Consider the following 22577-nt stretch of genomic DNA (forward strand, 5'->3'; position numbering starts at 1 on the left):
ATTTCGGCACCGAAGCGCAGGTTTCGGAAGTCGGCCAGGTGCTGTCGGTCGGTGACGGCATCGCCCGCATCCACGGGCTCGACAACGTCCAGGCGGGCGAAATGGTCGAGTTCGGCGGCGGCATCCAGGGCATGGCGCTGAACCTCGAAGCCGACAATGTCGGCGTCGTGATCTTCGGATCGGACGCATCGATCAAGGAAGGCGACACCGTCAAGCGCACCGGCACCATCGTCGACGTTCCCGTCGGCAAGGGCCTGCTGGGTCGCGTCGTCGATGGTCTGGGCAACCCGATCGACGGCAAGGGTCCGATCGTCAGCGAACAGCGCGCCCGCGTCGACGTGAAGGCACCGGGCATCATCCCGCGCCAGTCGGTCAGCGAGCCGATGCAGTCGGGCCTGAAGGCGATCGACGCCCTCGTGCCGGTCGGCCGTGGTCAGCGCGAACTCATCATCGGCGACCGCCAGACCGGCAAGTCGGCGGTGGCGATCGACACCTTCATCAACCAGAAGACCGCGAATGCGGGCGATGACGAGAGCAAGAAGCTCTACTGCGTCTATGTCGCCGTCGGCCAGAAGCGCTCGACCGTCGCCCAGCTGGTGCGCACGCTCGAAGAGAACGGCGCGATGGAATATTCGATCGTCGTCGCCGCGACCGCGTCGGACCCCGCCCCGCTCCAGTATCTCGCGCCCTACACCGGCACCGCGATGGGCGAATATTTCCGCGATAACGGGATGCACGGCTTGATCGTGTTCGACGATCTGTCGAAGCAGGCGGTGGCCTATCGCCAGATGTCGCTGCTGCTGCGCCGTCCGCCGGGCCGCGAAGCCTATCCGGGCGACGTGTTCTATCTCCACAGCCGCCTGCTGGAGCGCGCCGCCAAGATGTCGGACGCCAATGGCGGTGGCTCGCTGACCGCGCTGCCGATCATCGAAACGCAGGCGGGCGACGTGTCGGCGTACATCCCGACCAACGTGATTTCGATCACCGACGGCCAGATCTTCCTCGAAACCGACCTGTTCTTCGCCGGCATCCGCCCTGCGATCAACGTCGGCCTCTCGGTCAGCCGCGTCGGTTCGGCCGCGCAGACCAAGGCGATGAAGAAGGTCGCCGGCTCGATCAAGCTGGAGCTGGCGCAGTATCGCGAAATGGCGGCGTTCGCGCAGTTCGGGTCGGACCTCGACGCGTCGACGCAGAAGCTGCTGAACCGCGGCGCGCGCCTGACCGAGTTGCTCAAGCAGGCGCAGTTCTCGCCGATGCCGTTCGAGGAACAGGTCGCATCGATCTTCGCCGGCACGCAGGGTTATCTCGACACGGTGCCCGTCAATGACGTGACCCGGTACGAGCAGGCGATGCTGTCGGACCTGCGCGCCAACCATTCGGGCGTGCTGGCCAAGATCCGCGACACCAAGGACCTGGGCGACGAGGCGAAGTCGGGGCTGAAGGCCGCGCTCGACCAGTTCGCGAAGACCTTCGCGTAACATCAAAGCCCTCTCCCCCTGCAGGGGAGAGGGTTGGGAGAGGGGCAGAGCGGGGCCGGTCGTTGCGACAGCCCCCTCTCCCCGACCCTCTCCCCCGAGGGGGAGAGGGAGTAGGGAAGACAAATGGCTAGTCTCAAGGCCCTGAAACTGCGCATCGGCTCGGTGAAGTCGACGCAGAAGATCACCAAGGCGATGAAGATGGTCGCCGCCGCCAAGCTGCGCCGCGCGCAGGAGGCGGCCGAGGCCGGTCGCCCCTATGCCCAGCGGGTGGAGCAGGTCGTCGCCAGCCTCGCCAGCACCGCGCAGATCACCGAGGGCAGCTCGCCGCTGCTCGCCGGGACCGGCCGCGATCAGGTCCACCTGTTCGTCGTCGCGACGTCGGACAAGGGGCTGGCGGGTGCGTTCAACTCGAACATCGCTCGCCTCGCCCGTCGTCGCGCACTGGAGCTGCAGGAGCAGGGCAAGACCGTCAAGTTCCTGACCATCGGCCGCAAGGGCCGCGCGGTGCTGGCACGCCAGTTCCGCGACGGCTTCATCCACGCGGTCGAGCCGGGCGATCTGGGCAAGCTGACCTTCGCCGATGCCAAGGGCTATGCCGACGACTTGATCCGCCGCTACGAAGCGGGCGAATTCGACGTCGCGCACCTGTTCTACGCCACGTTCAAGACGGTGCTGACGCAGGAGCCGACCGAGCAGCAGCTGATCCCGGTCAAGATTCCCGACGCGACCAAGGCGCCTGCCGCCGACGCCGTGGTGGAATATGAGCCGAGCGAGGAAGCGATCCTCGACAGCCTGCTGCCGACCAACATCGCCGTGCAGATCTATCGCGCGATGAAGGAAAATGCGGCGTCGGAACAGGGTTCGAAGATGACGGCGATGGACAATGCAACGCGCAACGCGGGCGACCTCATCAACCGCCTCACCATCGAATATAACCGCACCCGCCAGGCCGCGATCACGACCGAACTGGTCGAGATCATTTCGGGCGCCGAAGCGCTGTGATCCGTGTTGCCGTCCCGCTGGCGCTCGTCGCCACGCTGGCCGGCTGCGGCCAGCCTGCCGCCGACAAGGCGGCGGACAAGCCGCGCGCGACGCCGACGCCGTTCGTCACCGGCGGCTGGGCCACCGTGCTGGGCGATGCCCCGCGCACGATCGAGTTGCTGAACGGCATGGGCTTTCGCCTGTCGGCCTATGCGCCGAAAGGCGGCGCGTTCGTCGCGACGGCACAACCGACGCCAATGGGCGATCCGTCGATCAAGCCGGTCAACATCGCCAACCTGAGCGTGACCGGCGATGCCCAGCGGATCGGCGAGCTGCGCTTCACGCTCGACATCGTGAACCTCGATTCCAGCCCTTTCGCAAAGGACCAGTTCATCCGCTGGGTGAACCGACCGATGGCATCGATGGCGCTGCCGGGGCAGGATGTCGTCGAACAGGCGATCCGCACCGAAAGCCCCGCATCGGGCAATCTGCCCGGCGCGGAATACACAATTACCCGTGAACCGATCGACGGCGGACGTCGCCTGATCGTGACCTTTACCCGTCCCGCGCCCCAGGCCGGGGACAGCCACCCGAGGAACCCGTAATGGCAACCGCCGCAGACACCTACGCCCCGCAGGGCAGCACCAACAATACCGGCCGCATCAGCCAGGTGATCGGCGCGGTCGTCGACGTGACGTTCGACGGCGAACTGCCCGCCATCCTGTCGGCACTGGAAACCGACAATAACGGCAACCGGCTGGTCCTCGAAGTCGCGCAGCATCTGGGCGAGAACACCGTCCGCACGATCGCGATGGACGCGACCGAAGGCCTGACCCGTGGCCAGTCGGTCAAGGACACCGGTTCGCAGATCCGGGTGCCGGTCGGTCCGAAGACGCTCGGCCGCATCCTGAACGTCGTCGGCGAGCCGATCGACGAGCGTGGTCCGGTCGGCGCGGAAACCACCGCCCCGATCCATGCCAAGGCACCGGAATTCATCGACCAGTCGACCGAGAGCGCGATCCTCGTCACCGGCATCAAGGTCATCGACCTGCTCGCCCCGTACGCCAAGGGCGGCAAGATCGGCCTGTTCGGTGGCGCGGGCGTCGGCAAGACGGTGCTGATCCAGGAACTGATCAACAACATCGCGAAGGGCCATGGCGGCACGTCGGTGTTCGCGGGCGTCGGTGAGCGGACCCGTGAAGGCAACGACCTGTACCACGAGTTCCTCGACGCGGGCGTCATCGCCAAGGATGCCGAGGGCAATCCGACGAGCGAAGGGTCGAAGGTCGCGCTGGTATACGGCCAGATGAACGAGCCGCCGGGCGCGCGTGCGCGCGTCGCGCTGTCGGGCCTGACGATCGCCGAATATTTCCGCGACGTCGAAGGCCAGGACGTGCTGTTCTTCGTCGACAACATCTTCCGCTTCACCCAGGCGGGTTCGGAAGTGTCGGCGCTGCTCGGCCGCATTCCGTCGGCGGTGGGCTATCAGCCGACGCTGTCGACCGACATGGGCGCGCTGCAGGAACGCATCACCTCGACCAACAAGGGCTCGATCACCTCGGTGCAGGCGATCTACGTCCCCGCCGACGATTTGACCGATCCGGCGCCGGCGACGTCGTTCGCCCACCTCGACGCGACGACCGTGCTCAACCGCGCGATCTCGGAACTCGGCATCTATCCGGCGGTCGATCCGCTCGACTCGACCAGCCGCGTCCTCGAACCGCGCACCGTCGGCCAGGAGCATTACGACACGGCGCGCGCCGTGCAGTCGCTGCTACAGCGCTACAAGTCGCTGCAGGACATCATCGCCATCCTCGGCATGGACGAGTTGAGCGAAGAGGATAAGATCACGGTCGCCCGCGCCCGCAAGATCCAGAAGTTCCTCAGCCAGCCGTTCCACGTCGCCGAAGTCTTCACCGGCATCAGCGGCAAGTTCGTCGCGCTGGAAGACACGGTGAAGTCGTTCAAGGCGGTTGTCGAAGGCGAATATGACCACCTGCCCGAATCGGCCTTCTACATGGTCGGCGGCATCGACGAAGTCGTCGCCAAGGCGCAGAAGATGGCGCAGGACGCCTGATGACGGCGCTGCGCCGCGAGGATGCCGTGAACGAAGTCTGTCCCTGGTCGGCCAAGCCGATCAGCGACGACGCCTTGACGGTGTATCGCGGCGCGGTGGTCGGCTTCTGCAATCCCGGCTGCCGGGACAAGTTCGACGCGGCAACCGCCGCATTCGACCGCGCGATTGAAACGAGACCCTGACATGCTACACTTCGAACTCGTGACCCCCGAAAAGCTGGTGCGCTCGGAATCGGTCTATATGGTCACCGTGCCGGGCACCGAAGGCGACTTCGGCGTGCTGGAGGGCCATGCCCCGTTCATGTCGACGATCCGCGACGGCGACGTCCTGATCCAGCGCACCGAAAAGGGCGAGGCGGAGCGCATCGCGATCCGCGGCGGCTTTGCCGAGGTGACTGCCAAGGGGCTGACGATCCTCGCCGAACAGGCCGGGTAAGGCTTTTCGGCATATCGATATCGGCGAACGCCGCGTCGGACCATGATCCGGCGCGGCGCTTGTGTTTTGGGCGGGTGGCAGTTGCGAGGAGACCGCAGCCTTCGCTGGGGTGACGCCCAGGGGCGGCAATCCCTCCACGCACGTCGCCCCAGCGAAGCCTGGGGCCTCAAGCGGTTCTTGCCCCGTGCTATCAGCGAGAGATCCCACCCTTCGCTGGAATGACGCTATTGGCAAGCTGACGGGCGCGCCATCCGCCTACCCGTGCGGATGGGCGTTACGATACACGTCCAGGAGGTGCGCGGCATCGACCGCCGTATAGATTTGCGTCGACGACAGGCTGGCATGGCCGAGCAGTGCCTGTAGCGAGCGCAGGTCCGCCCCCCGCCCCAGCAGATGCGTCGCGAAGCTATGGCGCAACGCGTGCGGGCTGGTGCGATCGCCCAGGCCCAGCGCTACCCGCGCGACGCGTACCGCCTTCCGCACCACGCCGGCATCGAGCGGACCACCCTTTGCCCCCCGGAACAGCGGTGCATCGCGCGCGGTGCCCCAGGGTTGCTGCGCGACATAGGCGTCCACCGCCGCGCGAACCGGAGGAAGCAGCGGGACGATCCGCGTCTTGTCGCGCTTGCCAGTCACCGCCAGTGTCTCGCCCAACGGCAGCGCCCGTCCGGTCAGCGACAGCGCCTCGCCGATGCGCAGCCCCGCGCCATAGAGGAGTAGCAGGATCGCCCAGTCGCGCGCGCCGATCCACGGCTCGGCAGCGGCGTCGGCGACTTCCCCGGCCAGTGCCACGGCTTCGTCGGGCGAGATCGGGCGGGGAACGTTCTTCGCGACGCGGGGACCGCGCAGCGGCGGCGCCTCGCCGCCGGCAAAGGCGATGAAGGCCCGCACCGCCGACAATTCGCGCGCGGCGGCGGCATTGCCCAGCCCCTGTTCGCGGCGATGGGCCAGGAAGGCGCGCAGGTCGGCGGCGGTGATGCGGTGGAGCGCGGGCGCATCGACCGCGCCGCCCCAATGGCCCTGCAGGAACGCGACCAGCCGCTCGGCGGTCGCGGCATAGGCGCGGACAGTATGTGCCGAGCGGCGGCGGTCGCGGGAAAGGTGGGTGGCGAAAGCCAGCGGCAGCGGCTGCGTCATGGTCGCCTGATAGCGCCATGGCGCAGCCGCTGTCGAATGCGGATCAGCCGATCTGCTGGCCCGACTTGGCCCAGTCGGCCATGAAGCCTTCGATGCCCTTGTCGGTCAGGGGATGCTTGACCAGCGCGCGGATGACCGACGGCGGTGCGGTCATGACGTCTGCGCCGAGCTTGGCCGATTCGAGGACGTGGATCGGGTGGCGGACGCTGGCGACAAGGATTTCGGTGCCGAAATCGTAATTGTCATAGATCAGGCGGATGTCGCTGATCAGCCCCATGCCGTCGAAGCCGATATCGTCATGCCGGCCGACGAACGGCGAGATGAAGGTCGCGCCGGCCTTCGCCGCCAGCAGCGCCTGGTTCGCGGAGAAGCACAGGGTCACGTTGACCATCGTGCCGTCGTCGGTCAGCGCCTTGCAGGTCTTCAGACCGTCGATGGTCAGCGGCACCTTGACCGCCACATTGTCGGCGATCCTGCGCAGGATTTCAGCCTCGCGCATCATGCCTTCATGGTCGAGCGCGACCACTTCGGCCGATACCGGGCCGTCGGTGATCGAACAGATTTCGGCGACGACTTCGAGGAAATCGCGGCCCGACTTGTGGATCAGCGACGGGTTGGTGGTAACGCCATCCAAGAGGCCGGTATCGGCCAGTTCGCGGATGTCGTTGGTATCGGCGGTGTCGACGAAGAATTTCATGGGACTCGGGTTCCTGGCGGAGGGAGGCACTGGCCGCCCCATCGCGCATCGCCGCCGCCGGGGCAAGGTTTGCCGGGATAGCGACGTGCGGCAGGCTCTTTTCCTGCGGCCAACGATCCACTATTTCCGCGCGCATGATCCCGCCGAAACCCGAATGGGCCCCCCACGCCGCCGTATGGATCGGCTATCCCAGCCACGCCGAACTGTGGCAGGAGGACCTCGTCCCCGCGCGGGACGAAGTCGTCGCCTTTGCCCGTGCCGTCCATGCCGATGGCCGGGGCGAGACGATCCTGCTGGTCGCTGCCGACATCGAAGCGGCGGACGACGCACGGCAGCGCGCGCCCTTTGCCGAGGTCGTGATCCAGCCGTTCGGCGACATCTGGCTGCGCGATACCGGGCCGATCATCGGCGGCGACGGTACTGCGCACCGCTTCCGCTTCAATGGGTGGGGCGGCAAATATGATCTGCCCGGCGACGACGACATCGGCCTGCGCCTTGCCGGTGAACGCGGCATGACGGTGGCCGACCATGACTGGGTGGTCGAGGGCGGCGCGCTGGACGGTGATGGTACCGGGCTGGTCGTCACGACCGAGCAATGCCTGCTGAACCCCAACCGCAACGACCATTTCTACCGCGATGCCGCCGAGACGCGACTGCGCGAGGATCTGGGCTATGACCGGGTGCTGTGGCTGGGCGATGGCCTGTTGAACGACCATACCGACGGCCATGTCGACAACCTTGCCCGCTTCGTCGGGCCGAACCGGCTGGCGATCCCGCAAGCGGCGGAGAACGACCCCAACTGGCGCATCTATCAGGACGCCGCCGCACGGGCGAAGGCGTTCGGCGTGGAGGTGGTGCTGGTCCCCTCCCCCGGTCGCGTGCTGTCGCCCGACGAAGAGATCATTCCGGGCAGCCACATGAACTTCTATATCGGCAATGCCGCCGTCGTCGTTCCACTATACGGCACCGGGACTGACGCTGCGGCGGTCGCCGCCTTTGCCGAAATCTTTCCGAACCACGAGGTCGTGGGACTGCGCGCCGATCATATCCTGACCGGCGGCGGCAGCTTCCACTGCATCAGCCAGCAGATTCCGGCGGCTTGATCGCCTTTGCCCTCCGCGCCGCGCTGTCGGGGCTGATCGTCGCCGCCGTGGCGTTGATCGCCAGACGCAGCCCGGCGGCGGGGGCGCTGGTCGCGTCGCTGCCGCTCGTATCGCTGCTCGGCATGATCTGGCTGTGGCGCGACACGGGTGACGCGGTGCGGCTGGCAGACCATGCGGAGGCGACCTTCTGGTATGTGCTGCCCTCGCTTCCCATGTTCCTGATCGTGCCAGCACTGCTGCGGCACGGCATCGGTTTCTGGTGGGCGCTGCTCGCCGGTTGCGGTGTCACGATCCTGCTGTATCTCGCCACTATCCCCGTCGCCGCCCGTTTCGGCGTCACGCTTTAGGACCGTCCATGACCGACATCACCGTTGCCGCGCTCCAGCTCGGCTTCACCGCCGATATCGACCGCAACATCGCCAATGTCTCCCGCCTCGTCCGCGAAGCCGCCGCGCAAGGGGCGCAGGTCGTGCTTCCGCCCGAATTGTTCGAAGGCGAATATTTCTGCCGGGTCGAGGACGAAGGGCTGTTCGCCAATGCGAAGCCGGTGGGAGAGCACAAGGCGGTGCTGGCGATGCAGGCACTGGCGGCCGAACTGAAGATCGCGATCCCGACCAGCTTCTTCGAACTGGACGGCCAGCATCATTACAACAGCCTGGCGATGATCGACCCCGATGGCCGCATCCAGGGCGTGTATCGCAAGAGCCATATCCCTGATGGTCCCGGCTATGAGGAAAAATTCTATTTCCGCCCCGGCAATACCGGGTTCAAGGTGTGGGACGGTCCGGCGAAGCTGGGCGTCGGCATCTGCTGGGACCAATGGTATCCGGAGACCGCCCGCGCACTGATGCTGATGGGGGCGCAGGTCCTGTTCTTCCCGACCGCGATCGGCAGCGAACCGCATGACACCAGCCTCGACACCGCGCGGCTGTGGCGCCGGGCGATGGTCGGCCATGCGGTGTCGAACGTCGTGCCGGTCGTCGCCGCCAACCGCGTCGGCGTGGAGCATGGCCAGACCTTCTACGGCACGTCGTTCATCACCGACGAACGCGGCGACATCGTTGCCGAGCTGGACCGCGAGGAAGAAGGCGTCATCACCGCGACCTTCGACCTCGATCGGGTAAAGCGCCACCGCGCGGCGTTCGGCTTCTTCCGTGATCGCCGACCGGAACTGTACGGGCGGCTGGTGCAGGATATCTGACGGCCGTCGTCAGTCCCGAAACACCGCCGCCCGCCGCTCCATCCCCGCGCGCACCGCCTCGACCTGATTGGGCGTGCCCAGCAGCGCCTGCTGCTCGGCGCTTTCGGCGACAAGGATTGTATCGGCTTCGGCGTCGTCGGCAAGGTTCGCCATCCGTTTGGCGGCGCGTACCGCATCGGGGCTGCGCGCCGCGATCGCGCGGGCGAGGACCATCGCCGCGCCATGCGGATCATCGGCCAGCCGCGTGACGAACCCCGCCCGCAGGGCCTCCTGCGCCGTGAACTCGCGCGCGGAAAAGGCCAGTTCGCGCAAGACATCGCCCCGCACGTCGCGCCACAGCGCGAAACCGGCCATGTCGGCGACCAGCCCCCATTTCGTCTCGAGGATCGCGAAGCGCGTGTCGGGCGCGGCGATGCGCACATCGGCTCCGGCCATGATCTGCATCCCGCCACCGAACGCCAGCCCCTGCACCGCCGCGATCACCGGCATCGGCAGCGTCCGCCAGCCCCACGCCACCTGCTGCACCCGGTTGGCGATGCCATGGCTGCGGATCGCAAGGTCGAGGCCCCCCGCCCCCGCCCCCGCCCCCGCCCCCGCCCCCGCCGCCATGCTGGCCATGTCCAGTCCGGCGCAGAAGGCACGCCCCTCCCCCGATACCACGACGCAACGGGCCGGCGACGTCCGCAGCGTGTCGATCGTATCGATCAGCGCGTCGAACATCGCGGGATCGATCGCGTTCATCTTGTCTCCGCGCGCCAGCCGCACGTCGGCGATGCCATCGACGGTCGTTATCGTCACCCGAGTCATGCGGCGTCCCCATCCCGTTTCGTTTGGGGACCTATCTATCGGTCGCCGACGATGGATGCCATGGCGGATCGCCCAGCCGATAGCCGCGTCCGCGATCGGTGTGCAGCAGCGGCGGGCCAGCCGCGTCCAGCTTGGCGCGCAGCCGCGACATCTGCACCTGCACGACATTGGTACCGGGATCGAAGGTGCGATCCCACACCGCCTGCAACAACGCCTCGCGCGACATCGTGCTGCCGGCATGATCGGCCAGATACAGCAGCACTGCATATTCGCGCGGCAACAGGTGCAGCGCCACGCCGCCGCGCGACGCCCGGCGAGTGGCGCGGTCGATGGTCAGGTCGCCGATGGTCAGCACCCCGTCATGCCGTGCGCCGCGCAGCAGCGCCTGCATCCGCGCGATGATTTCGACCGGGTGCGCACGTTCCAGCACCGCGTCGTCCGCGCCGGCCTCCAGCCCGGCAGCCAGCGCGTCGGCATCGTCGACCAGCAACATCGCCCGCACCGACCGTTGACCCGCCCGGACCATGTGCAGCCGCCCCGGTGCGCACCCCTCACCCGGTCGCCAGCGGGCGAGGCGCACGACAGCGTGCGGTGCCTCGTCCAGTGCGCGCAGCACGATGCCGCGCCGCCGCGCCGGGACGACGAGCGCCGGAACCGGATCGAGGGCGGCAACGACATGCATCGACGACGGCCTTACCCGCCCCGCCGCTCCCCGTTACGGCAACCGCGTCCGATCCGGATCGATCTGTGCCAGCAAATGCCGCGCATGGGTCGCCACCCGGCGCGACGCATCCCCCGCCGCCCGGTGCAGCGCCGCTGCCGGATCGGGGCCTGACCGAACCAGCGCATCGATCGCGGTGATCCGCATCCGCTCGCACGGATGGCGCGCGGCAAAGGCTTCGGCGAGGTCGAGCGCATCGGGCAGCTCGGCGCCGACCGCCAGCGTCACCAGCGCCTCCGCCGGGGTGGAGGTCAGCACCTGCGCGATCGTATTGCCGCGAAGGTCGAAGCGATACTGGTCGAGCCACGGCTGGGCCGCATCATAGCCGAGGATGTTGAGCGACACCGAAAACGCATCGGGCGGCAGTTGGGCATGAACGTCGTCCCGCATCCGGTACAGCAACACCTTGCCCGGATCGAGCCGCGACCGCCCGACATGACGCAGCCCCGCCGCCTCTCCAACGCTGCCGTCGATGGCCGTAACCTCGTAGCGGTAGTCGTCGCTCCAATAGCCCGGACCATGATAGCCGACGGTCAGGAACGGGAAATTATGGTCGTGCGGCAGGTCGTAGAAATAGGCCCCTCGCCCGCCGGCGCGCAGCGCCCGGTCCTGTGCCGCCGGCCAGAAATTGGCGCGCAACACGAATCGGCCATCGGGCGGGCGCAGCAACAGCACCTGCGCGCCATAGGCATTGCCATCGACCTGCCCCCGGCATCGTTGCTTGAGTTCGGCCAGCGCCAGTTCGCCCAGGAACGTCCGGTTGCGCCCCAGCCGGGCGAGCGCGGGTCCCAGTGAGGCGAACGCGTCTTCATCGCGCACATCGACCGGTTCGGCGGCGAGCAGGTCGATCAGATCGTCCAACCCGATCGCATCTCCGGCCCCCGGATCGATCAGGCGGGCCATGCCGGCTCCATCCGCGCCTCCACGACCGGCAGCATCGCCCGTGCGGCGGCGCGGACGTCGGGATGTGGATCGTCAACCATCGCCTGCAACCGGGGCAAGGCGGCACGCGCATCGCTGGCCAGCCATTCGCGCATTGCGTCCCAGCGGACGAAGAAGGCCGGATCGCGGGACAGCGCGTCGAACACCTCCGCGTCCGCCTGCCCCAGTTCGCGCAGCAGCGTCAGCAGCATCGTGCTGCGCGCGGCGCCGTCGTCCAGCGTCGCGACGCGGACCAGCGCACCGGACCGGCGGTCATATTCGCGCATGAACGGCGCCGCCGCGTGGCGCAGCGTGATCGTCACCGACACGACCGCCGTCGCCGGATCGACCAGCAACATCGCATCGGACCGGCCATCCAGCCGCACCACCGCGCCGTCGGCCAGCGGCTGCACCCCCAGCGGTCGCGCCGGCGCGGCGATGCCGCCATGCCAGCGATCGTCGATCCGATCCGCACGCCACCGCCACAGCCGGGCATCCCCGCCGCGCAGATACCGCGTCCACGATACCCGCCCGCCGACGACGATCGTATCGGGCAACGCCCGCGCCGCCGGGGCAAGCGGATCGATCGCCGCCATCGTCACGCTCGCCACCGGGGTTTCCGCCAGCACCATGCCGGTACGCAGCATGTCGCGCTGGCTCTTGAACGGCGGTTCGAACAGCGGATCGTCCCGCAGGCGCGCGATCCACGGGGCCAGCAACGCCGTCACCCATCCCGCATCCTCCGCCAATGCGCGCGCCGCGGCCTCTCCCTCGGCCAGCGTCGTCGCGTCGGCGAAGCGCGTCGTTACCGCGCGAAGCGCCGCTTCGTCGGTCCAGTCGCGCGCCACCGCGAGCGACCGCGCCCGTGCCGCCGCGATCGCATCGCGCAACCGGTCGTCGATCGGCCCCGGCATGTCAGTTGGGATACATCTCGTACACCAGCATGGCGACGGCGATGACATATTCGAAGACCTGATCGCCCGATGCCTCCGCCGCGCGGATCGCGCCGGTGGTCGCGACCTGCGTGCCCAGTTCCACGATCTCGGCCATCGCGATGGTGACGATCGGCATGTCCATTCCCCCCTGATGCGGCGATCGTGCGCCGCACCCGCGACCCTATGGCCCCGCACCCGTCGGCCCTAGTTACAAGGCTGTTATGCTTGGCCGCTTCATTCCGCCCCCGTTCCGCCCTATGACGCGGGCGATGACCGCCCCCGCCCTTCCGCCCGGTTTCGATCCGGCCCGTTTCTTTGCCGCCCGCATCGGCGGGCATGGCTCGCGCCTGGGCATCGGATATCAGGCGCACGGGGCCGACTGGTGCGAGTTGCTGCTGCCGTTCCGGGACGACCTGATCGGCGATCCGGCGCGCGGCGTGCTGGCATCGGGGCCGATCGTCACGCTGATGGACATGGCGACCAGCGTGGGCGTGTGGCTGAAGCGCGGTGCCTTCCTGCCCCATGCCACGCTTGACCTGCGGCTCGACTATCTGCGGCCCGCGACGCCGGGGCGGACGGTCGTCGGGCGCGGCGAATGCTACCGCGTCGCGCGACAGGTCGCGTTCGTGCGCGGCATCGCCCATGACGGTGACCCGCAGGATCCGGTCGCGCATGTCGCGGGCACCTTCATGCTGATGGACGGTTGGGCATGACCGTCTCGCCCTATGCCGACCTCCTTGGCCTCCGCTTCGACACCGACGCCGCCGGCCATCCGGTCGTGACGATGGACTTCGCCAACGACCTGCTCGGCCGCCCCGGCTTCCTGCACGGCGGCGCCATCGGCGGGATGCTGGAGATGGCGGCGTGGGTCGCGCTGCGCGCCGCGCTGGGCGAAGAGGAAACGGTCATCAAGCCGATCAACGTCACCATCGACTATATGCGCGGAGGGCGCGAACGAACGACCTTCGCGGCGGGAGAAGTGACGCGACTGGGCAGCCGGATCGCCAATGTCAGCGCCACCGCATGGCAGGACGACCGGGACCGTCCGATCGCCGCCGCGCGGCTGAACTATCTGCTGAAGCGGTAGGCGCGCCCGGATATTTTCGCCCCCCGCGATAGTTGTGCGACATTTGGACCCTAATGCCCCTGTTCCCGCATGATCGCGGACAGGGTTTGGAAGGAATGCGCATGGCGCGGTGGACGTTACTGGTACTGGCCCTGGGAACCGCGCCGGGCGCATTGGCGGCACAGACCACCCCGACCACCCCCGTCACGACCGCACAGACCCAGACGCCCGAGCCCACCGAACCTGGATCGGGGGGTGCCGGCGGCAGCGATACCGAGAGCGAGGCGGAAGAGATCGTCATCACCGGCCGCCCGCCCCCCGGATCGGTGCCCGGCGACATCAAGCCCGAATTGCAGCTCTCCCCCGCCGACATCCGCTCCTACGGCGTCAGTTCGGTTGCGGAACTGGTCACCGAACTCGGCCCGCAATTGCAGTCGGTGCGCGGCGGCGCACCGGTTTTCCTGGTCAATGGCCGCCGCTCGGCCGGTTTCCAGGAAATCCGCGACCTGCCGACCGAAGCGATCCTGCGCGTCGACATCCTGCCCGAAGAAGTCGCCCTGAAATTCGGCTATCGTTCGGACCAGAAGGTCATCAACTTCGTCCTACGCCCGCGTTTCCGCAGCTATACCGGCGAGTTGCAGGGCAGCGCCCCCACCGACGGGGGATCGAGCAATTTCGAGGCCGAGGGCGGGCTGGTCCGTATCGATCGCGACAAGCGCTTCAACCTGAACCTGCAGGCGGAAACCACGTCGAACCTGCTAGAAAGCGAACGCGGGATCATCCCGAACACCACGGGCACGCCGTTCGACCTGACCGGGAACGTGACCTCGACCACTAGTGACGCTCCGATCGATCCGGCGCTGACCGCGCTCGCAGGGACCCCGGTGATCGTCGCGGCGGTGCCGACGGGCACGCCGACGCTGGCCGGGTTCGCCGCCGGGGCGAACAATCCCAACATCACCGACACGACCCCGTTCCGCACGCTGTCGGGTGCGGTCGACCGGTTTTCGGCCAACGGCGTCTATGCGCGCAGCATCTTCGGCAACGTCGCCGCGACCGTCACGACGCGGATCGAACATACCCGGACGGAATCGCTGCTGGGACTGCCCGGCGTTTCGCTGACGCTGCCGGGCAACACGCCCTTCTCGCCCTTTGCCAGCGACGTGATCGTCCGGCGCTATGGCGATACCGATCCGCTGATGCGCAATGCGGAGACGACGACCGCCAATGCCGGCTTTGCGCTCAACGGCGACATCGGCCGGTGGCGCTGGACGGTGAACGGCAATTACGACCGTACCGACACCAGCACCCGCACCGAACGCGGGGTCGACACCACCGACCTCCAGGCGGCGGTGCGCGCGGGTACGTTCAGCCCGTTCGGCGATCTGGGCAACCTGATCCGCACCGCCGATCGTGCCAAGTCGGTATCGAGTGCGGCGGGGCTAAACGCGCTGGTCGCCGGATCGCTGTTCGCGCTGCCGGCAGGCGAGGTGAACACCAGCATTCGCGTTGCCGGCTCCACCACCGATTTCACCAGCGATTCGCTGCGCGCCGGAGTCGCCAGTTCGACCAGCCTCGGTCGCGACAGCGGATCGGTCCGCGCCAATATCGACCTGCCGATCGCCAATGCCGCGCGCGACGTGCTGTCGGCGCTCGGCCGGCTGTCGCTGAACGCCAATGCGGAGGTCGAACAGCTGTCGGACTTCGGCACGCTGACCACGCTCGGCTATGGCATCAACTGGCAACCGATCACCCCCATCCGCCTGCTCGCCTCGGTCAGCCATGAAGAAAATGCGCCGACCCAGCAGCAGCTGGGCAATCCGCTGATCACTACCCCGTTCGTACGGACGTTCGATTATGTCAGCGGCACGACGGTCGACGTTACCACCATCAGCGGCGGCAATCCCGACCTGGTGTCGAGCAACAGCCGGGTCATCAAGCTGGGCCTGAACCTGAAACCGTGGAGCGAACGCGACGTGTCGCTCCAGTTCGATTATACCGACAGTCGGATCGACAATCCGATCCAGAACTTTCCGGCGATCACCGCCGACATCCAGGCGGCGTTTCCCGACCGGTTCGTGCGCGGTGGCACGTTGTTGAGCGTGGACACGCGTCCGGTCAACTTCGCGCGTGCCGACAGCAGCCAGCTGCGGTGGGGCATCAACTTTTCGAAACGGGTGACGACCGCCCGCTCGCGCCAGTTCGAAGCGCTGCGCCAGCAGCGGATGGAACAGCGCCGTGCGGCGCGGGAGGCGGCGGAGGCCAATGGCGCGCCGCGCGGCGACGGCCCGCCACCCGGCGACGCCCCGCCACCACCCCCGCCGGGTGAAGGCCGCGGCGGCCCGCCCGGCGAAGGGCGAGGCCCAGGCGGCGGCCGTGGCTTTGGCGGTCCCGGCGGCGGACCGGGCGGCGGCGGTTTCGGCGGACGCGGCGGCGGCGGCTTTGGCGGCGGCGGCCGGATCTGGGCCAGCCTGTACCATACGGTCAACCTGACCAACACGATCCTGATCCGGCCGGGTCTGCCCGAACTCGACCTGCTGAACGGTTCGGCGATCAGCGATACCGGCGGCCAGCCGCGCCACGAACTGCAATTCAACGGCGGCTATACCCGTGACGGCATCGGGTCGCGGCTGGTGGTGAACTGGCAATCCGCGACCAAAGTCGATGGCGGCGCTACGGGTTCCACGCAGCGGTTGAGCTTCGGCAGCCTCGCCACCGTCGGCCTGCGCCTGTTCGCCGATCTGGGGCAGCAGCCGGGGCTGGTACGCGACAATCGCTGGCTGCGGGGCACGCGGATCAGCCTGGGCGTCGACAATCTGTTCAACGCCCGCCAGCGGGTGACCGACGCCAACGGGACGGTGCCGATCAACTATCAGCCGGGATATCTCGACCCCAATGGCCGGGTCGTGCGGCTGACGCTGCGCAAGCTGTTCTTCTAGGGCCGGATTGGAACAGCCCCATCGTCACTCCGACCTTGAGCCGGGGTCGGGCTTCTTACTGCGTTTGAGAAGAAGCGGGACCCCGGATCAAGGCGAGACCTCTGCAAAAGTCTCGAACAGAGCCAACCCCTCGCCGTACCCCGGCGAAGGCCGGGGTACGGCGAGGGCTTTTGCCCAAGTCTCGATCAAGTCCGGGATGACGAAGAACGTACAAACGGCGCATGTGCGCTCGCCGCCCTCAATGCTCCGGATTCTCCCGGCCGGGACGCGGCACGTTGGCCCGGTCGGCGGGGCTGCTGTCGATGCTGGCCATCCGGGCGCCGCCAAAGCCCTGGGTCGCCTGATACAACAGGGTGATCGCGACGCGGCGATTGCGCGGGTCGTACGGGTCCTTGGCGATCATCGGTTCGCGGTCGGCCACGCCCTCGATCCGTTCGAACCGCCGCTCGCCCACGCCGCTCATCGCCAGACGGCGGCGGGTCGCCTCGGCCCGGCCGGATGACAGCATCCAGTTGTTCATGTCCTGCGGCCGGCCATAGGCGACGGCATCGGTATGGCCGCGGATCATGATCGTGTTGGGCAGGTCGCTGACCGTCTGCGCGATCAGCGTCATCAGCTTGGCCGCTTCGGGGGCCAGCGCCGTCGTGCCGAGCGCGAACATCGAATAATCGGCATTGTCGACCAGATCGATCCGCACCCCGTCATGCGTCGGCACGAACCGGACGTTGCGCGACAGCTTGCGCAGGTCCGCATTGCTCGCCAGCTTTCGTGCCAAATCGCGCTTGACCCGTTCGAACGCCTTCTTGTCGGCGGCAGTCAGTTCGGCCTTGTTCTTCAACCGGCCCTTGTCGCCTGCGCCTTCCTTGGCACCACCGGTGGAATCGGCCGGGATGGTGAGCGAGCGCGTGCCGGTCTGCGCCGCGCGATGGGGATAGCTGTCCTGATCGACGATCGATTCGCCGCCGAACAGCCCGTTCGACCCCGCCGACCCCGCCTTTACCGTGACCAATGTCGGCGCGAAATAATCGGCCAGCCCCTTGCGCTGCTTCTCCGTCGTCGCACCCAGCAGCCACATCAGCAGGAAGAACGCCATCATCGCCGTAACGAAATCGGCATAGGCGACCTTCCACGCACCGCCGTGATGGCCGCCATGGCCCTCGGCGATGATCTTCTTGACGATGATGACGGGGGGCGGCTGGTTGTTGCCGTGCGGAGCGCGCGCCATCGATCAGCGTCCGCGCAGGCCGTCGAACACTTCGGCGAACCCCGGCTGGTTGTGGTGCGGAATGCCCGAGCGCGCCGCCTCGATCACCAACGGCTGCGGATGGCCATGGAGCGAGGCGATGATGATCTGCTTGACGGTGTGGTAGATGGCGGCATCGGCATCGATCACCTGCTGCAACCGCCCGGCCAGCGGCCCGACCAGACCATAGGCGAGCAGAATGCCGAGGAACGTGCCGACCAGCGCCGACCCGATCATGCCGCCCAGGATCGACGGCGGCTTGTCGATCGATCCCATGGTCTTCACCACGCCCAGCACCGCCGCGACGATGCCGAGCGCGGGCAGCGCGTCGGCCAAGCCCTGCAGCGTCGCCTGCGGCCCCTGTTCCTCGTGATGGTGGGTCTTGATGGCGTTGTCCATGACCTCCTCGACCGCATGAACGTCGAGCGTACCCGACGATACGACGATCAGGCGCAGCGTGTCGGCGATCAGGTTGACCAGCGTATGGTCCTTCATCAGCCGGGGATATTCGCTGAACACCGACGACGATTTCGGGTCCTCGACATGCGGTTCGAGCGCGATCGGCCCTTCGGCGCGCAGCATCTTCATCAGCTTCGACACCAGGAAGATCGCGTCGAGATAATCCTGTTTCTTGTACTTCGGCCCCTTCAACACCTTCATGAAGCCGCCGCCCATGCCCTTCAGCTCGCGGCCCGAATTGCCGATGATCAGCGCGCCGACCGCGGCGCCGCCGATGATGAGCATTTCGTGCGGCAGGGCGTGCAGCACGGGGCCGAGATCGCCGCCGGTGAACGCGAACCCGCCGAACACCATGGCGAGGAGGACGACTAAGCCGATGGCCGGAAACATATGGCACGTGCCCCTGGGTTACGAAATGGCGCTCCGCCGGTCGCGTCGCGTCATGCGACCCCCCTTTTGCGCGACAGACGTCGAGAAATCGTTACCGAGCGACGATTTGGGTCGCGGCCGGTCGCAACGCGTTACTTGAGATAGTTGAACAGCGACAGGTTCGCGAGCTTCGAGATCGTCGCCTGCGTCGCGTTAAGGATGGTCAGCGTCTTCTGGAACTGCACCGTCATCGTCGCGATATCGACGTCCTCGAGCGAGCTGCGCGCCTCTTCGCGGTCGATGCCGACCGATTCCAGCTGGCTCGATTCGATCTCCAGCCGTGCGGCACGAGCGCCGTTGGCGGCACGCGCCGACGTGATCTGCGCCTCGGCCGAATCGAGCTTGCTCAGCGCCGAATTGACCGCCAGCGCATATTTGCTGCGTGCGGCCTCCGCATCGAACGGTGCCGCCGGGTCGGCCGTTCCGGTGCCGCCGGTGCCCCCGGTTGTGCCGCCCGTCGTCCCCCCCGTGGTGGTGCCCGTACCGGTCGTGCCGCCGGTGGTCGCGGGATCGGTCAGCGGCATCTCCATCGCCGTCTTCAGATCGTCGATCAGCTTGAAGATGTCGGTCGTGCCGCTGGCCCCGCCAAAGACGCGGCTGCCGTCGATTCCGACCTGGATCTCGCTTGCATCGCCGATGCGGATGCGTGCGGTCGCGTCGATGTCGACGACGGTCGCCCCGGTCGCATCGATCCCGGTATATTTGATCGCGCCATCAGCATCCTTGGCAAAGGCAACGTCGCCCACCCCGCCGAAGATGGCGTGGCCGCGAACGTCACGGGTGTTGGCCAGCGCCATCAACCCGTCGCGCAACTGCCCCAGTTCGGTCGCGATCGACACACGATCCTTGTCGTTCAGCGTTTCACTGGCGGCGCGGGTCGCCAGTTCGCGGACGCGCACCAGCCGGTCGTCGACATTGCCCAGCGCCGTATCGGCCTGCGCCAGCAGCCCGCGCGACAGGGTGATGTTGGCGCGGAACGCGGTGGCGTCCGCATCGTCCTTCTTGATCCCGCCCAGCATCATCCATGCGGTCGAATCCTGCGACGCGACGTTCAGCTTCTTGGTCGCCAGCTCGGTCTGATACCGGTTGAGATCAGCGTTCAGCCGCGACATCTGCGCGGCGGACCGGGTATAGAAGCTGGCGGTGGAAATCTGCATGGTTCGTCCTATCGGATCGCCAGAATGGCATCGAACGTCTCGCGCGCGACCTGGATCACGCGGCTCGACGCCTGATACGCCTGCTGGAACTTCATCAGGTTGACCGCTTCCTGATCGAGGTTGACGCCCGACGACGCGTCGCGCGCATCGACCGCGGAATCGCGGATCGCGCCCTGCGCCTCGGACACGGTCTTGCGCGCGGCGAGCGCGGACCCATTGCTCGACTGCAGCGCGACGACCTTGGTCTCGAACGCCCCGGTCCGCCGGGCCTCGGCCAGCACCGCCAGGTTGCCGCTGTCGCGCGGCCCCTTGCCCACCGTCGCCGCGGCGATCTTGCTCGGATCATCGAACGCCCGCGTGACCCGGCCGCTGGCGTCGATCGCGAACATCGCATTGCCCGCACCGGTATTGCCCTTGGCATCCTCACCGACGGCCAGCGCGTCGTTCACGCCGTCGACGAACGACTTCGCCAGATCGACGACCTGCGCACGCATCTCGTTGATGCGCTGCGCCCCGTCGATCATGCCCGCCGTCGTCCCGCCGCGCGGCGTCAGGACGGTTTCCTTGCCGTCGCGCATCGCGGCGAACACCGGCAGCTTGCTGTCTTCGTCGCGCCACACGCGCACGGTGGATGCCTGGATGCCATGGACCAGCGGCGGGGTATCGCCGCCGCCCGCGCGCACCGTCACCCGTCCTACGGAATCGAACTGCACGTCGATGTCGATCAGCTCGCTCATCTCGTCCAGCATCCGGTCGCGCTGGTCGAGCAGTTGCACTTCCCCGACCGATCCCCGCGCGACGCGCGCCAGGCCGTCGTTGATCCGGGCCAGCGCCGCGGCGTTGTTGCCTATCTTTTCGGTGGCATTGGCGGCGGTCTGGTCGAGATTGACCGACGCATCGTCCAACGCCTTGACCGTTCCCGAAAAAGACTGGGCGACGCTTTCCGCTTCCTCCAGCATCGCCTGGCGCGGGGCATCGGCCGACGGGTCGGCCGACAGCGTGGTCGCGGCGTTGAAGAACGCGGTCATCCGCGTGGTCAGCGCCCGGCTGCCCAGCGCGTCCTCGATCCGCGTCATCCACACGATGCCGCCATCGCTGCGCGACACGTCGGAGGTCGTCTGCCGCACATCGGCCGACCGGAACATGTCGGCGGAACGCGAAATGCCGGCAACGGTCACGCCGCTGCCGGTCAGTTGGACCGACGATCCGACGCCGATCTCGGCCAGCGAGGTCGTGCGGCGGACATAGCCGGTGGTGCCGGCGTTCGCGATATTGTCCGACGTGGTGGTCAGCGCCGACTGGTACGCCCTGACCCCGCTCGCCCCGATCGACAGCAGGTCGCTCATCCGCTCTTCCCTTCAGAGGGGTTAACGGCAGCCTGCGGTCCGGCTTGCGTCGAATTGGCGGTTTCCGCTTCGTTAACCTTCTGCGCCTTCGCCAGGAACTCGGTCATCGCCTTGCCGATGCCCATGGGGGTCGTGACGGCCATGTTCTCGGCCAGCTTCTGGTCCCACATGTCGCGGAACTGGGCGCCGGCCTTGTTTTCGAACAGGCCGTCCGCCAGCTTCGCCTGGCGCATCGATTTCAGCATCATGCCGGTGAAGACCGCTTCGAACCGCTGGCCGGCGGCCTTCAGGTTCTCCTTGGTGCCGGTGCGGCTGGTGTCGACCCCGGTGCCGGTCGTCGCGCCGATGATGCTCACAGGACCACCAGCTCGGCCTTGAGCGCCCCCGATTCCTTCAGCGCCTCGAGGATCGCGACCAGGTCGGCGGGCGATGCGCCAATGGCGTTGATCGCCTTCACCACATCGGCCAGCTTGGGGCCGGGATCGAGCAGGAACATCGGCTTGACCTCCTGCTCGACGGTCACGCCGCTCTTCTGTTCGACGGCGGTCTGGCCCTGGCTCAAGGGCGCGGGCTGGCTGATGCGCTGGTTCTCGTCGATCTTCACGGTCAGCTTGCCATGCGTCACCGCCGAGGGCGACACGCGCACCGCCGAGTTGATGACGACGGTACCGGTGCGGGCGTTGACGATGACGCGCGCCGCCGTCTCGGCCGGCTGGACCGGCAGGTTCTCGACCTCGCTCATCAGCATCGCACGGGTGTCGGCGCCCGGCGCCGCACGCATCGCGACCGACACCGCGTCGATCGCGGTCGCGGTGCCGGCGCCGAAGCGGCGGTTGATCGCACCCGCGACATTCTGCGCCGTGGTGAAATCGGCCTGCGCGAGGTTGAAGGTCAGCGTGGGCGCGGTGGCAAAGCCGGTATCGACCGTGCGTTCGACCGTCGCCCCGTCGGGAATGCGACCGGCGGACGGGATGTTGACCACGATCTTCGAGCCATCGGCACCTTCCGCCCCCAGGCCACCGACCGCCAGATTGCCCTGCGCCATCGCATAGATCTGCCCATCGGCACCCATCAGCGGGGTCATCACCAGCGCACCGCCGCGCAAGGACTTGGCCTTGCCCATCGAGGCGACGGTGACGTCGATCCGCTGGCCGGGCTTGGCAAAGGCGGGCAGTTCGGCGGTAATCATCACCACCGCCGCGTTCTTGAGGCCCGGATTGATCCCCTGCGGCAGTTGCAGCCCCATGCGCGACGTGATCGCCTTCACCGACTGCACGGTATATTCCAGATTGTCGTCGCCGGTGCCGGGCAAGCCGACGACGATGCCGTAACCGGTCAGCTGGTTGGACCGGATACCCTGAAACCGGCCGAGGTCCTTGACCCGCTCCGCGGAAGCGGGCTGGATCATCAGGAGGGCGGCAAAGATGGCGAGCAGGATGCGCATG

25 protein-coding genes are annotated in these 22577 nt (G+C 67.5%); 12 read left to right on the top strand and 13 right to left on the bottom strand.

Translation table 11 applies throughout. The features are described 5' to 3' along the window. From atpA to QZ755_RS11125, 6 genes are all read left to right on the top strand, one after another. Positions 1-1478 (top strand): F0F1 ATP synthase subunit alpha (atpA, locus tag QZ755_RS11100; RefSeq protein WP_294322782.1); only part of this gene is annotated, 1478 nt, incomplete at its 5' end. Positions 1479-1601: 123 nt separating this feature from the next. Then, entirely contained in the window at positions 1602-2480 is an 879-nt protein-coding gene (locus QZ755_RS11105; protein ID WP_294322784.1) for a F0F1 ATP synthase subunit gamma, read from the top strand. Further along, positions 2477-3064 carry a hypothetical protein gene (locus QZ755_RS11110; RefSeq protein WP_294322786.1) on the top strand — a complete coding sequence of 196 codons (588 nt, stop codon included), beginning with the start codon at positions 2477-2479 and terminating at the stop codon, positions 3062-3064. The genes QZ755_RS11105 and QZ755_RS11110 overlap by 4 nt, the downstream gene beginning before the upstream one ends. Next, complete coding sequence (gene atpD / locus QZ755_RS11115) at positions 3064-4536, top strand: F0F1 ATP synthase subunit beta (protein ID WP_294322788.1); 1473 nt, start codon at positions 3064-3066, stop codon at positions 4534-4536. The genes QZ755_RS11110 and atpD overlap by 1 nt, the downstream gene beginning before the upstream one ends. Beyond that, complete coding sequence (locus tag QZ755_RS11120; protein WP_294322790.1) at positions 4536-4718, top strand: glutathione S-transferase; 183 nt, start codon at positions 4536-4538, stop codon at positions 4716-4718. The genes atpD and QZ755_RS11120 overlap by 1 nt, the downstream gene beginning before the upstream one ends. Position 4719: 1 nt before the next feature. Continuing rightward, positions 4720-4971 carry an ATP synthase F1 subunit epsilon gene (locus tag QZ755_RS11125; protein ID WP_055818430.1) on the top strand — a complete coding sequence of 84 codons (252 nt, stop codon included), beginning with the start codon at positions 4720-4722 and terminating at the stop codon, positions 4969-4971. A 255-nt stretch (positions 4972-5226) separates the two neighbouring features. On the opposite strand, the gene QZ755_RS11130 is transcribed toward QZ755_RS11125, so the two are convergent. After that, positions 5227-6108, bottom strand: coding sequence for a tyrosine recombinase XerC (locus tag QZ755_RS11130; protein ID WP_294322793.1), 882 nt, complete (start codon positions 6106-6108; stop codon positions 5227-5229). A 43-nt stretch (positions 6109-6151) separates the two neighbouring features. Then, entirely contained in the window at positions 6152-6805 is a 654-nt protein-coding gene (gene fsa / locus QZ755_RS11135; protein WP_294322795.1) for a fructose-6-phosphate aldolase, read from the bottom strand. A 134-nt stretch (positions 6806-6939) separates the two neighbouring features. Here fsa and QZ755_RS11140 point away from each other — a divergent pair, with 134 nt between their 5' ends. From QZ755_RS11140 to aguB, 3 genes are read left to right on the top strand one after another with little or no spacing between them, the layout of a single operon-like run. Beyond that, complete coding sequence (locus QZ755_RS11140; protein WP_294322796.1) at positions 6940-7908, top strand: agmatine deiminase family protein; 969 nt, start codon at positions 6940-6942, stop codon at positions 7906-7908. Then, positions 7905-8255: a DUF3147 family protein gene (locus QZ755_RS11145; protein ID WP_294322798.1), complete on the top strand. Its 351-nt coding sequence runs from the start codon at positions 7905-7907 to the stop codon at positions 8253-8255. Before QZ755_RS11140 ends, QZ755_RS11145 begins: the two co-directional genes overlap by 4 nt. Positions 8256-8263: 8 nt before the next feature. Beyond that, entirely contained in the window at positions 8264-9109 is an 846-nt protein-coding gene (gene aguB / locus QZ755_RS11150) for an N-carbamoylputrescine amidase (RefSeq protein WP_294322800.1), read from the top strand. 9 nt (positions 9110-9118) lie between these two features. Here the strand turns inward: aguB and QZ755_RS11155 are convergent, their stop codons facing one another. Genes QZ755_RS11155 through QZ755_RS11175 form a run of 5 tightly spaced genes read right to left on the bottom strand, consistent with a single transcriptional unit; the run spans position 9119 to position 12629 of the window. Next, the gene (locus QZ755_RS11155) at positions 9119-9916 is read right to left on the bottom strand and encodes a crotonase/enoyl-CoA hydratase family protein (protein ID WP_294322802.1); all 798 of its coding nucleotides are present in this window, start codon (positions 9914-9916) and stop codon (positions 9119-9121) included. Positions 9917-9947: 31 nt separating this feature from the next. Then, a complete protein-coding gene (locus QZ755_RS11160; protein ID WP_294322805.1) occupies positions 9948-10598 on the bottom strand; it encodes a response regulator transcription factor in 651 nt (216 codons plus the stop codon). Between the two features lie 33 nt (positions 10599-10631). Beyond that, positions 10632-11540 carry a transposase gene (locus QZ755_RS11165; protein ID WP_294322807.1) on the bottom strand — a complete coding sequence of 303 codons (909 nt, stop codon included), beginning with the start codon at positions 11538-11540 and terminating at the stop codon, positions 10632-10634. Beyond that, on the bottom strand, positions 11528-12472 hold the full coding sequence (locus QZ755_RS11170; RefSeq protein WP_294322809.1) for a hypothetical protein: 945 nt from the start codon (positions 12470-12472) through the stop codon (positions 11528-11530). Before QZ755_RS11170 ends, QZ755_RS11165 begins: the two co-directional genes overlap by 13 nt. A 1-nt stretch (position 12473) precedes the next feature. After that, positions 12474-12629 carry a hypothetical protein gene (locus QZ755_RS11175; protein WP_294322811.1) on the bottom strand — a complete coding sequence of 52 codons (156 nt, stop codon included), beginning with the start codon at positions 12627-12629 and terminating at the stop codon, positions 12474-12476. 133 nt (positions 12630-12762) lie between these two features. Here QZ755_RS11175 and QZ755_RS11180 point away from each other — a divergent pair, with 133 nt between their 5' ends. The 3 genes from QZ755_RS11180 (at position 12763) to QZ755_RS11190 (ending at position 16498) form a co-directional block, all read left to right on the top strand. After that, entirely contained in the window at positions 12763-13206 is a 444-nt protein-coding gene (locus tag QZ755_RS11180) for a PaaI family thioesterase (RefSeq protein ID WP_294322813.1), read from the top strand. Next, positions 13203-13580, top strand: coding sequence for a PaaI family thioesterase (locus QZ755_RS11185; protein ID WP_294322815.1), 378 nt, complete (start codon positions 13203-13205; stop codon positions 13578-13580). The genes QZ755_RS11180 and QZ755_RS11185 overlap by 4 nt, the downstream gene beginning before the upstream one ends. A 101-nt stretch (positions 13581-13681) precedes the next feature. Beyond that, positions 13682-16498, top strand: a complete 2817-nt coding sequence (locus QZ755_RS11190) for a TonB-dependent receptor (RefSeq protein WP_294322816.1) — start codon at positions 13682-13684, stop codon at positions 16496-16498. Positions 16499-16736: 238 nt separating this feature from the next. Here QZ755_RS11190 and QZ755_RS11195 read toward each other — a convergent pair whose 3' ends face one another. The 6 genes from QZ755_RS11195 to QZ755_RS11220 form a co-directional block, all read right to left on the bottom strand. Continuing rightward, positions 16737-17723, bottom strand: a complete 987-nt coding sequence (locus QZ755_RS11195; protein WP_294322817.1) for a flagellar motor protein MotB — start codon at positions 17721-17723, stop codon at positions 16737-16739. Positions 17724-17726: 3 nt separating this feature from the next. Then, positions 17727-18590 (bottom strand): flagellar motor stator protein MotA, encoded by an 864-nt coding sequence (motA, locus tag QZ755_RS11200; protein WP_294322819.1) that lies wholly within the window; start codon positions 18588-18590, stop codon positions 17727-17729. Positions 18591-18721: 131 nt separating this feature from the next. Beyond that, positions 18722-19786, bottom strand: a complete 1065-nt coding sequence (locus QZ755_RS11205) for a flagellin (RefSeq protein WP_294322820.1) — start codon at positions 19784-19786, stop codon at positions 18722-18724. 8 nt (positions 19787-19794) lie between these two features. Further along, positions 19795-21132, bottom strand: coding sequence for a flagellar hook-associated protein FlgK (flgK, locus tag QZ755_RS11210; RefSeq protein WP_294322823.1), 1338 nt, complete (start codon positions 21130-21132; stop codon positions 19795-19797). Continuing rightward, positions 21129-21488 carry a rod-binding protein gene (locus tag QZ755_RS11215; protein WP_294322825.1) on the bottom strand — a complete coding sequence of 120 codons (360 nt, stop codon included), beginning with the start codon at positions 21486-21488 and terminating at the stop codon, positions 21129-21131. Before QZ755_RS11215 ends, flgK begins: the two co-directional genes overlap by 4 nt. Then, complete coding sequence (locus QZ755_RS11220) at positions 21485-22576, bottom strand: flagellar basal body P-ring protein FlgI (protein WP_294322826.1); 1092 nt, start codon at positions 22574-22576, stop codon at positions 21485-21487. The genes QZ755_RS11215 and QZ755_RS11220 overlap by 4 nt, the downstream gene beginning before the upstream one ends. Position 22577 lies beyond the last annotated feature (1 nt).

The organism is uncultured Sphingomonas sp. (assembly GCF_913776855.1).
Lineage (GTDB): Bacteria > Pseudomonadota > Alphaproteobacteria > Sphingomonadales > Sphingomonadaceae > Sphingomonas.

What these genes read in the sequence shown, in the direction of transcription:
- QZ755_RS11120 (WP_294322790.1), top strand. Translation starts at nt 4,536, where the DNA reads ATGACGGCGCTGCGCCGCGAGGATGCCGTGAACGAAGTCTGTCCCTGG.
- QZ755_RS11160 (WP_294322805.1), bottom strand. Translation starts at nt 10,598, where the DNA reads ATGCATGTCGTTGCCGCCCTCGATCCGGTTCCGGCGCTCGTCGTCCCG.
- QZ755_RS11175 (WP_294322811.1), bottom strand. Translation starts at nt 12,629, where the DNA reads ATGCCGATCGTCACCATCGCGATGGCCGAGATCGTGGAACTGGGCACG.
- QZ755_RS11125 (WP_055818430.1), top strand. Translation starts at nt 4,720, where the DNA reads ATGCTACACTTCGAACTCGTGACCCCCGAAAAGCTGGTGCGCTCGGAA.
- QZ755_RS11155 (WP_294322802.1), bottom strand. Translation starts at nt 9,916, where the DNA reads ATGACTCGGGTGACGATAACGACCGTCGATGGCATCGCCGACGTGCGG.
- QZ755_RS11180 (WP_294322813.1), top strand. Translation starts at nt 12,763, where the DNA reads ATGACCGCCCCCGCCCTTCCGCCCGGTTTCGATCCGGCCCGTTTCTTT.
- QZ755_RS11130 (WP_294322793.1), bottom strand. Translation starts at nt 6,108, where the DNA reads ATGACGCAGCCGCTGCCGCTGGCTTTCGCCACCCACCTTTCCCGCGAC.
- atpD (WP_294322788.1), top strand. Translation starts at nt 3,064, where the DNA reads ATGGCAACCGCCGCAGACACCTACGCCCCGCAGGGCAGCACCAACAAT.
- motA (WP_294322819.1), bottom strand. Translation starts at nt 18,590, where the DNA reads ATGTTTCCGGCCATCGGCTTAGTCGTCCTCCTCGCCATGGTGTTCGGC.
- QZ755_RS11205 (WP_294322820.1), bottom strand. Translation starts at nt 19,786, where the DNA reads ATGCAGATTTCCACCGCCAGCTTCTATACCCGGTCCGCCGCGCAGATG.
- QZ755_RS11195 (WP_294322817.1), bottom strand. Translation starts at nt 17,723, where the DNA reads ATGGCGCGCGCTCCGCACGGCAACAACCAGCCGCCCCCCGTCATCATC.
- QZ755_RS11220 (WP_294322826.1), bottom strand. Translation starts at nt 22,576, where the DNA reads ATGCGCATCCTGCTCGCCATCTTTGCCGCCCTCCTGATGATCCAGCCC.
- QZ755_RS11140 (WP_294322796.1), top strand. Translation starts at nt 6,940, where the DNA reads ATGATCCCGCCGAAACCCGAATGGGCCCCCCACGCCGCCGTATGGATC.
- QZ755_RS11105 (WP_294322784.1), top strand. Translation starts at nt 1,602, where the DNA reads ATGGCTAGTCTCAAGGCCCTGAAACTGCGCATCGGCTCGGTGAAGTCG.
- QZ755_RS11170 (WP_294322809.1), bottom strand. Translation starts at nt 12,472, where the DNA reads ATGCCGGGGCCGATCGACGACCGGTTGCGCGATGCGATCGCGGCGGCA.
- flgK (WP_294322823.1), bottom strand. Translation starts at nt 21,132, where the DNA reads ATGAGCGACCTGCTGTCGATCGGGGCGAGCGGGGTCAGGGCGTACCAG.
- aguB (WP_294322800.1), top strand. Translation starts at nt 8,264, where the DNA reads ATGACCGACATCACCGTTGCCGCGCTCCAGCTCGGCTTCACCGCCGAT.
- QZ755_RS11165 (WP_294322807.1), bottom strand. Translation starts at nt 11,540, where the DNA reads ATGGCCCGCCTGATCGATCCGGGGGCCGGAGATGCGATCGGGTTGGAC.
- QZ755_RS11190 (WP_294322816.1), top strand. Translation starts at nt 13,682, where the DNA reads ATGGCGCGGTGGACGTTACTGGTACTGGCCCTGGGAACCGCGCCGGGC.
- fsa (WP_294322795.1), bottom strand. Translation starts at nt 6,805, where the DNA reads ATGAAATTCTTCGTCGACACCGCCGATACCAACGACATCCGCGAACTG.
- QZ755_RS11185 (WP_294322815.1), top strand. Translation starts at nt 13,203, where the DNA reads ATGACCGTCTCGCCCTATGCCGACCTCCTTGGCCTCCGCTTCGACACC.